This window comes from Aestuariivirga sp. (assembly GCF_037139295.1).
Lineage (GTDB): Bacteria > Pseudomonadota > Alphaproteobacteria > Rhizobiales > Aestuariivirgaceae > Aestuariivirga.
This window is the reverse complement of sequence record NZ_JBAXGR010000143.1, coordinates 1-6,675: the sequence shown is the minus strand read 5'-3', so window position 1 is coordinate 6,675 and position 6,675 is coordinate 1. Positions and strand designations below refer to the sequence as shown.

Annotated in this window: 7 protein-coding genes and 1 pseudogene; 3 read left to right on the top strand and 5 right to left on the bottom strand. The window is 62.9% G+C overall.

The features are described from left to right. The first annotated feature begins 88 nt into the window (after positions 1-88). On the top strand, positions 89-277 hold the full coding sequence (locus tag WCJ41_RS19500; protein WP_336907505.1) for a hypothetical protein: 189 nt from the start codon (positions 89-91) through the stop codon (positions 275-277). Here the strand turns inward: WCJ41_RS19500 and WCJ41_RS19495 are convergent. Then, positions 271-453, bottom strand: coding sequence for a hypothetical protein (locus tag WCJ41_RS19495; RefSeq protein WP_336907504.1), 183 nt, complete (start codon positions 451-453; stop codon positions 271-273). The two genes, WCJ41_RS19500 and WCJ41_RS19495, sit on opposite strands and share 7 nt — an antisense overlap. 382 nt (positions 454-835) lie before the next feature. Between WCJ41_RS19495 and WCJ41_RS19490 the strand changes: the two genes are divergently transcribed. Both WCJ41_RS19490 and WCJ41_RS19485 read left to right on the top strand, forming a co-directional pair. After that, the gene (locus WCJ41_RS19490) at positions 836-1,912 is read left to right on the top strand and encodes a Ppx/GppA phosphatase family protein (RefSeq protein ID WP_336907503.1); all 1,077 of its coding nucleotides are present in this window, start codon (positions 836-838) and stop codon (positions 1,910-1,912) included. Beyond that, the gene (locus tag WCJ41_RS19485; RefSeq protein ID WP_336907502.1) at positions 1,909-2,610 is read left to right on the top strand and encodes an RlmE family RNA methyltransferase; all 702 of its coding nucleotides are present in this window, start codon (positions 1,909-1,911) and stop codon (positions 2,608-2,610) included. The genes WCJ41_RS19490 and WCJ41_RS19485 overlap by 4 nt, the downstream gene beginning before the upstream one ends. Before the next feature lie 210 nt (positions 2,611-2,820). Here WCJ41_RS19485 and cysA read toward each other — a convergent pair. From cysA to WCJ41_RS19465, 4 genes and pseudogenes are all read right to left on the bottom strand, one after another. After that, positions 2,821-3,537, bottom strand: a pseudogene (cysA, locus tag WCJ41_RS19480) (sulfate ABC transporter ATP-binding protein); the annotation flags it as partial. A gap of 16 nt (positions 3,538-3,553) precedes the next feature. Beyond that, positions 3,554-4,435 carry a sulfate ABC transporter permease subunit CysW gene (cysW, locus tag WCJ41_RS19475; RefSeq protein WP_336907501.1) on the bottom strand — a complete coding sequence of 294 codons (882 nt, stop codon included), beginning with the start codon at positions 4,433-4,435 and terminating at the stop codon, positions 3,554-3,556. Continuing rightward, complete coding sequence (gene cysT, locus WCJ41_RS19470) at positions 4,422-5,267, bottom strand: sulfate ABC transporter permease subunit CysT (protein WP_336907500.1); 846 nt, start codon at positions 5,265-5,267, stop codon at positions 4,422-4,424. The genes cysW and cysT overlap by 14 nt, the downstream gene beginning before the upstream one ends. After that, complete coding sequence (locus WCJ41_RS19465) at positions 5,267-6,289, bottom strand: sulfate ABC transporter substrate-binding protein (protein WP_336907499.1); 1,023 nt, start codon at positions 6,287-6,289, stop codon at positions 5,267-5,269. Before WCJ41_RS19465 ends, cysT begins: the two co-directional genes overlap by 1 nt. Positions 6,290-6,675 lie beyond the last annotated feature (386 nt).

Below are 6,675 nucleotides of genomic sequence, written 5' to 3'. Positions count from 1 at the left end.
CCTCTTCCTCTCTCCTTAGGACGGTCACGACGTCGCGGGTCGTGATTTCCTGTATAGGGCGTTGTGACAGATCCGCCACCTGCCGAGGATGTCCCTCGACCAGATCAAGGCTGCCGACAAGGTCCACAGAAAGGCAGGCTACAAGGCCGAGAGCGGCATCGCCCGACCCAGCAGCCCGTCTGGGCTGGCCTACTTCTCGCTGGGTGCTCCGGTAGCCGGGGCCTCGGCCCTTGCCGCTGCAGCCGCTCAGGACGACGGGCAGGGGGGCTATCAATGAGGAAGCTCGTCGAGCTCGGCGGCGATCTCCATCGAACGCTGATCGGTCTCGATGTGGATCGTCTGCAGTATCTCGTCGCATGCCTCCCACGCTTCGGAGCCCTGCTCGTGCTGGGCGCGAACTTCTAGGATCGCCTTGATCGCCAGCCGCAGGCCGGGCTCGAGTTTCCATGCCATTTTGTCCTCCTCCTTGGGGGTACAATACCTCGGTCAAAACCGTCGTTTTCCATAGGAAACCACACATTGCCTGTACCCCCATTTTGGGATGTTTCCCATGAAATATCAATAGTTTAGTCGATTTTATCCGAGAACTCGCCGATCAGCGAACCGTCCTTGAACCATTTGGGGCCGAAAGTACGCATCACTCACCCGGAAGTTATAGTTTCATTTGGCGCTTGATGTCTCAACTTCAGGTTAATTTTCCCGCCTGTTCAATCGGGAGATTTGTTTTGTGAGGGGTGGCGTAAGCTGTTACATTCCGGATAACGCAATGATTGTAAGGGCAACCGCCGTCGCTCCGGTCTTCCGTCGAGCCCGGTTGCCCTTGAAAGGTTTGGACGTGGATGCGACCAGCAGGCCGGGCAAGGACCGGTCACGGCGCAAACCGGCGGCCGGGGGCCATCACGCCCGGAGACCGCCTGTTTCGCGCGAGCAGCCGCCGGGGGGCCTTTATGGCGCCCTCGATCTTGGCACGAACAACTGTCGGCTCCTGATCGCCACCCCCACCCAGAATGGGTTTTCGGTCGTCGATGCCTTTTCCCGCATCGTTCGGCTTGGCGAGCGGCTGGCGCAGACCGGGCGACTAAGCGACGACGCCATGGGCCGCACCATCGATGCCCTGCGGGTCTGTGCGAACAAGCTGCGCTGGCGCAAGGTTGACCGGGTGCGACTGGTGGCCACCGAGGCCTGCCGCATGGCCGAGAATGGCCCGGCATTCATCGACCGCGTGAAATCCGAGACGGGCCTCGGGCTGGAAATCATCGACCGGGAGACGGAGGCCGGGCTCGCCGCAGTGGGCGCCGAACCGCTGGTCGACAGCGAGGCGGAAACGGCACTCGTTTTCGACATCGGGGGTGGCTCGACGGAGGTGCTGTGGATGCGCCGCGCCGGCCAGCGCTTCGAAACAGTCGCATGGACGTCGCTGGCGGCCGGCGTGGTCACCATCTCCGAGCGTTTCGGTGGCGGTGTCGACGTGACGCCCGCCTCCTTCGAGGCCATGCGGGAATATCTGCGCCCCATGCTGCGGGAGTTCGCCGAGCGCGTGTCAGCTGCCAATGGCGGAACACCGCCCGTACCATCGCATCTTCTCGGAACGTCAGGCACAGTCACGACGATTGCCGGCGTGCAGCTCGGCCTGCAGCGCTATGATCGCTCCCGTGTCGACGGTTGCTGGCTCGACAGTGACGACATTGGCGCCGTGACGAACAGGCTCCTGCATCTTTCTTACGAACAGCGCGCGGCGAACCCGTGCATCGGACGCGAGCGGGCCGATCTGGTGCTAGCGGGCTGCGCCATTCTCGAGGAAATCCGCCTTGCCTTCCCCGCACAGCGCATTCGCGTGGCGGACCGGGGCTTGCGCGAGGGCATTCTGACCATGCTAATGAAGGAAGACGGAACCTACGGGGGTGCTGCATGAGCCGGCCAGGAAGTGGCAAGAAGCCGGGCGTGCGCCTCAAGGTGCGGGTGAAAACCGGCAAGGGTCGCACCGTCTCGCAGAAGAACTGGCTCGAACGCCAGCTGAACGATCCTTACGTGCATGAAGCGCGCAAGCTGGGCTATCGTTCACGCGCAGCCTTCAAGCTCACCGAGATCGACGACAAGTACAAGTTCCTGAAACCCGGCGGCCGTATCGTCGATTTGGGTGCCGCTCCCGGCGGCTGGAGCCAGGTGGCGGTGAAGCGCACCAAGGCGGACGTGGGGCGGGGCAAGGTGATTGCCATCGACATGCATGGCATGGACCCGCTTTCAGATGTCACCATCTTCAAGAAGGACTTCCTAGAAGATGATGCGCCTGCGCTTCTGATCGAGGCGCTTGGCGGCGAAAAGGCGGATTGCGTGCTTTCCGACATGGCGGCCCATGCCACGGGCCACCGCCAGACTGACCACATCAACATCATGGCGCTGGCGGAAGCCGGATATGAATTCGCCAAGGAAGTGCTGAAGCCTGGTGGCACCTATCTCGCCAAGGTGCTGCGTGGCGGCACCGAGGGCGAGATGCTGAAGATGATGAAGAAGGATTTCGCGAGCGTGCGCCACCTGAAGCCGATGGCGAGCCGGGACGACTCGGCCGAACTCTTCGTGCTGGCCATGGGCTTCCGGGGTGGAGCTGGCTGAGAGCTATTCCTTTCGAGGGAATTTAGTCCTTGACAACGCGCGCTCAGTGTGCTAGAAAAGGGTAATGTCCAAAAAACCTTCTTCCGCCATGGCCGGGCTCGTCCCGGCCATTTTCATTTTGATGAATTGGCTTCTGCTGATTTACCGGCTCACCACCACATGCGGCTTCGCCCATTCGCGGGCCTGCGCCTCGCGCCGGGCGATGCCTTCGATGAAGCTGTCGATGAACGGCGTGGCCGGGCGCTCGAGGATCTCGGCTGCCGTTCCCACCTGCTCGATGCGGCCGTGGTCGAGGATGGCGATGCGGTCGGCGAGTTCAAAGGCCTCGTCCTGGTCGTGGGTGACGAAGAGCGTGGTGTGGCCGGTGCGCTGGTGCAGTTCGCGCAGCCACTTGCGCAGGTCCTTGCGGACGCGCGCATCAAGCGCGCCGAAGGGTTCATCCAGCAGCAGCACGCGCGGCTCGATGGCGAGGGCGCGGGCGAGCGCCACGCGTTGCCGCTGGCCGCCCGAAAGTTGGGCCGGATACCGCGCCTCGAGGCCATCGAGTTGCACGAGATGGAGAAGTTCCATGACCTTCGCCTTGATGACCACTTCGGAAGGCCTTGATACCCGCGGCCTGGCGCGGAGCCCGAAGGCGATGTTGTCGAACACCTTCATGTGCTTGAACAGCGCATATTGCTGGAACACGAAGCCGATGCGGCGTTCACGCAGGCTCAACGTGTTGGCATCGATGTCGCCGAACAGCACCTGCCCGGCATCGGGCTGCTCGAGGCCGGCGATGGCACGCAGAAGCGTGGTCTTGCCAGAGCCCGAGGGGCCGAGCAGCGCCACGAGTTCACCTGCCTCGACGTCGAGCGAGACGCCCTTCAGGGCCGGATATCGGCCGAAGTTCTTTTCCAGGTTCCGGACGCGGACGGGGACGGACATGGTGTGTCTCCTTCAATCAGTTGCGGCGCGAGGACGCGGCGAGTTCGCCGGCAAAGCGCCATTCGAGCAGGGATTTGGCGAGAAGCGTGAACAGTGCGAGGCCCGCCAGCAGCGAGGCCACGGCGAAGGCGCCGACGAAATTATACTCGTTGTAGAGGATCTCGATGTGCAGCGGCATGGTGTTGGTGAGACCGCGGATATGGCCGGAGACCACCGACACGGCGCCGAACTCGCCCATTGCGCGGGCATTGCAGAGCAGCACGCCATAAAGCAGCGCCCATTTCACGTTGGGCAATGTCACTTTGAAGAAAGTGTACCAGCCGGACGCACCGAGCATCAGGGCGGCTTCTTCTTCCGAGGTTCCCTGCGACTGCATGAGCGGGATCAGTTCGCGCGCCACGAAGGGGAAGGTGACGAGCACCGTGGCCAGCACGATGCCCGGCACCGCGAAGATGATCTGGACATTGTGCGCGACAAGCCATGGGCCAAGCCAGCCCTGCGCACCAAACAGCAGCACGAAGACCAGACCCGATATCACGGGCGAGATCGCGAAAGGCAGGTCGATCAGCGTGAGCAGCAAGTTCTTTCCCTTGAACTCGAACTTGGCGATGGCCCAGGACGCGGCAAGCCCCACCACCGCATTGAAGGGCACGGCGATGGCGGCGACCAGCAGCGTCAATCGGATGGCTGCCAGCGTGTCGGGGTCACTGAAGTTCTCGAACAGCGTACCCCAGCCCTTGCGCAGCGCCTCGATGAAGACGGTGACGAGCGGGAAGAACAGGATGGCCACCAGAAACAGCCCGGCGATGCCGATCAGCACGGCCTTGGTCAGCGCCGTTTCGCTGGTGGCGCGTTCGGGCGTGTGAGCGAGCGGCAGAAAGCGGTCAGACATTGCCATATTTGGTCCGGCTCCAGCCCTGGATGGCGTTGATGAGGAAGAGCATGGCAAACGAGATCGCCAGCATCAGCGTGGCGATGACGGTGGCACCGCCATAATCAAATTCCTCGAGCTTGATGACGATCAGCAGCGGCGCGATTTCCGAGACGAGCGGAATGTTGCCGGCGATGAAGATGACCGAGCCGTATTCACCAACGCCCCGCGCGAAGGCGAGCGCGAAGCCGGTGAGGAGGGCCGGATAGACATGCGGCAGCACCACCTGGAACACGGTGCGCAGGCGGCTGGCGCCGAGGAGCGCTGATGCCTCCTCGATGTCACTCTCCACCTCTTCGAGAACCGGCTGCACGGTGCGCACGACGAAGGGCAGGCCGATGAAGACGAGCGCCAGCACGATGCCGAGCGGCGTATAGGCGATCTTCAGTCCGAAGTTCTGAGCGATGGAGCCGATGGGGCCATTGGGCGCATAGATTGCGGCCATGGAAATGCCCGCGACTGCGGTGGGAAGTGCAAAGGGCAGGTCGACCGCGGCGTCGATGATGCGGCGGCCGGGGAAGCGATAGCGCACCAGCACCCATGCGATGAGCAGGCCGAACACCGTGTTGATGAGGGCCGCGATCAGCGCTGTGCCGAAGGAGAGGCGCAAGGCCGCCAGGGTGCGTGGGTCGCTGGCGATCTTGAAGAAGTCGGCAGGGCCGATGGAGGCCGCCCTCAGCACGAGTGCTGCGAGGGGCAAGAGCACGATGAGGCTCAGTGCGGCCAACGTGAAACCGAGCGCCAACCCGAAACCGGGAAGGGCGCTCGGCTGCCGCAGGGAGGACGGCAGGAAGGTCATCAGTTGGTCGGGCGGTAGATCTGGTCGAAGATCGCGCCGTCGGCGAAGAATTCCTTCTGCGCCTTGGACCAGCCGCCGAAGTCCTTGTCGATCGAGACGAGTTCGATCTTGGGGAAGCGGGCAAGGTCAGCCGGATCGGCGGCAGAGGGATCGACCGGGCGGAAGAAGTTCTTGGCCGCCAGCTTCTGGCCTTCCGGCGTGTAGAGGAACTTCAGATAGGCTTCGGCCACGTCAAGGTTGCCCTTGGCCTCGGCGTTGCCTTCCACGACGGCCACCGGCGGCTCGGCGAGGATCGAGAGCGAGGGGACGACGATGTCGACGTTGTCGGCGCCGAATTCCTTCTGGACGAGGAAGGCCTCGTTCTCCCAGCTGATCAGCACGTCGCCGATGCCGCGCTGGGCGAAGGTGGTGGTGGAACCGCGCGCACCTGTGTCGAGGACGGGCACATTGCGATAGAGGTCGGCCACCCATTCCTTGACCTTGGCTTCGTCACCGCCCAGTTGCTTGGAGGCATAGGCCCAGGCCGCGAGGTAGTTCCAGCGGGCACCGCCGGAGGTCTTGGGGTTGGGCGTGATCACCTGCACGCCGTCCTTCACCAGGTCATTCCAGTCCTTGATGCCCTTGGGGTTGCCCTTGCGGACGAGGAACACGATGGTCGAGGTGTAGGGAGCAGAATTGTTCGGAAGCTTCGCCGCCCAGTCCTTGGGCAGCTTGTCGGTCTTGTTGGCGATCTGGTCGATGTCGCCGGCCAGAGCCAGGGTCACGACATCGGCCTGGAGGCCGTCGATCACGGCGCGGGCCTGCTTGCCGGAGCCGCCATGCGACTGCTCGATGGTAATGGTTTCGCCCGTCTTGGCCTTCCAGTCGGCGGCGAAGGCGGCGTTGAATTCCTTGTAGAATTCGCGTGTCGGATCATAGGACACGTTGAGCAGGGTGCGGTCGGCCAGGGCCTGGGCGGCCCCGACGGACAGGAACAGCGCGGCAGCGCCAAGGGCAATCGAACGGCGGGTCAGCAGGCGCATTGGGGTCTCCTTCAGTTGATGGCCCAATACTATACGGGATTAGTAGGAGATCAAGTCAAAAAGTTCGCTTTGTCGAACAAACCGTTCTAAATAAAGATTTCAGAGGTTTAGGTGGCAGCGGGTGATCGTCCTCTCCCGCTTGGCGGGAGAGGAGGGGGCCCCGACGCAGTCGGGGTAGGTGAGGGAAAGCGTGCTCCGACGCCTAGGCGTCATATGAGTTCCCCTCATCTCCCCGTTGCTTTGCAACGGGTCCCTTCTTCTCCCGCTGAAGAAGCGGGAGAAGACGATGGGTCATTGTTCCAGAAGGAGATGTCTCGCCGGTGCCCCGGCGGCGTTCATGACTTCGGCCAGGGTGGTCTTCTCCAAAGCGGAGAGATAGAGGGAAT

What these genes read in the sequence shown, in the direction of transcription:
- WCJ41_RS19500 (WP_336907505.1), top strand. Translation starts at nt 89, where the DNA reads ATGTCCCTCGACCAGATCAAGGCTGCCGACAAGGTCCACAGAAAGGCA.
- WCJ41_RS19495 (WP_336907504.1), bottom strand. Translation starts at nt 453, where the DNA reads ATGGCATGGAAACTCGAGCCCGGCCTGCGGCTGGCGATCAAGGCGATC.
- WCJ41_RS19485 (WP_336907502.1), top strand. Translation starts at nt 1,909, where the DNA reads ATGAGCCGGCCAGGAAGTGGCAAGAAGCCGGGCGTGCGCCTCAAGGTG.
- cysW (WP_336907501.1), bottom strand. Translation starts at nt 4,435, where the DNA reads ATGGCAATGTCTGACCGCTTTCTGCCGCTCGCTCACACGCCCGAACGC.
- cysT (WP_336907500.1), bottom strand. Translation starts at nt 5,267, where the DNA reads ATGACCTTCCTGCCGTCCTCCCTGCGGCAGCCGAGCGCCCTTCCCGGT.
- WCJ41_RS19465 (WP_336907499.1), bottom strand. Translation starts at nt 6,289, where the DNA reads ATGCGCCTGCTGACCCGCCGTTCGATTGCCCTTGGCGCTGCCGCGCTG.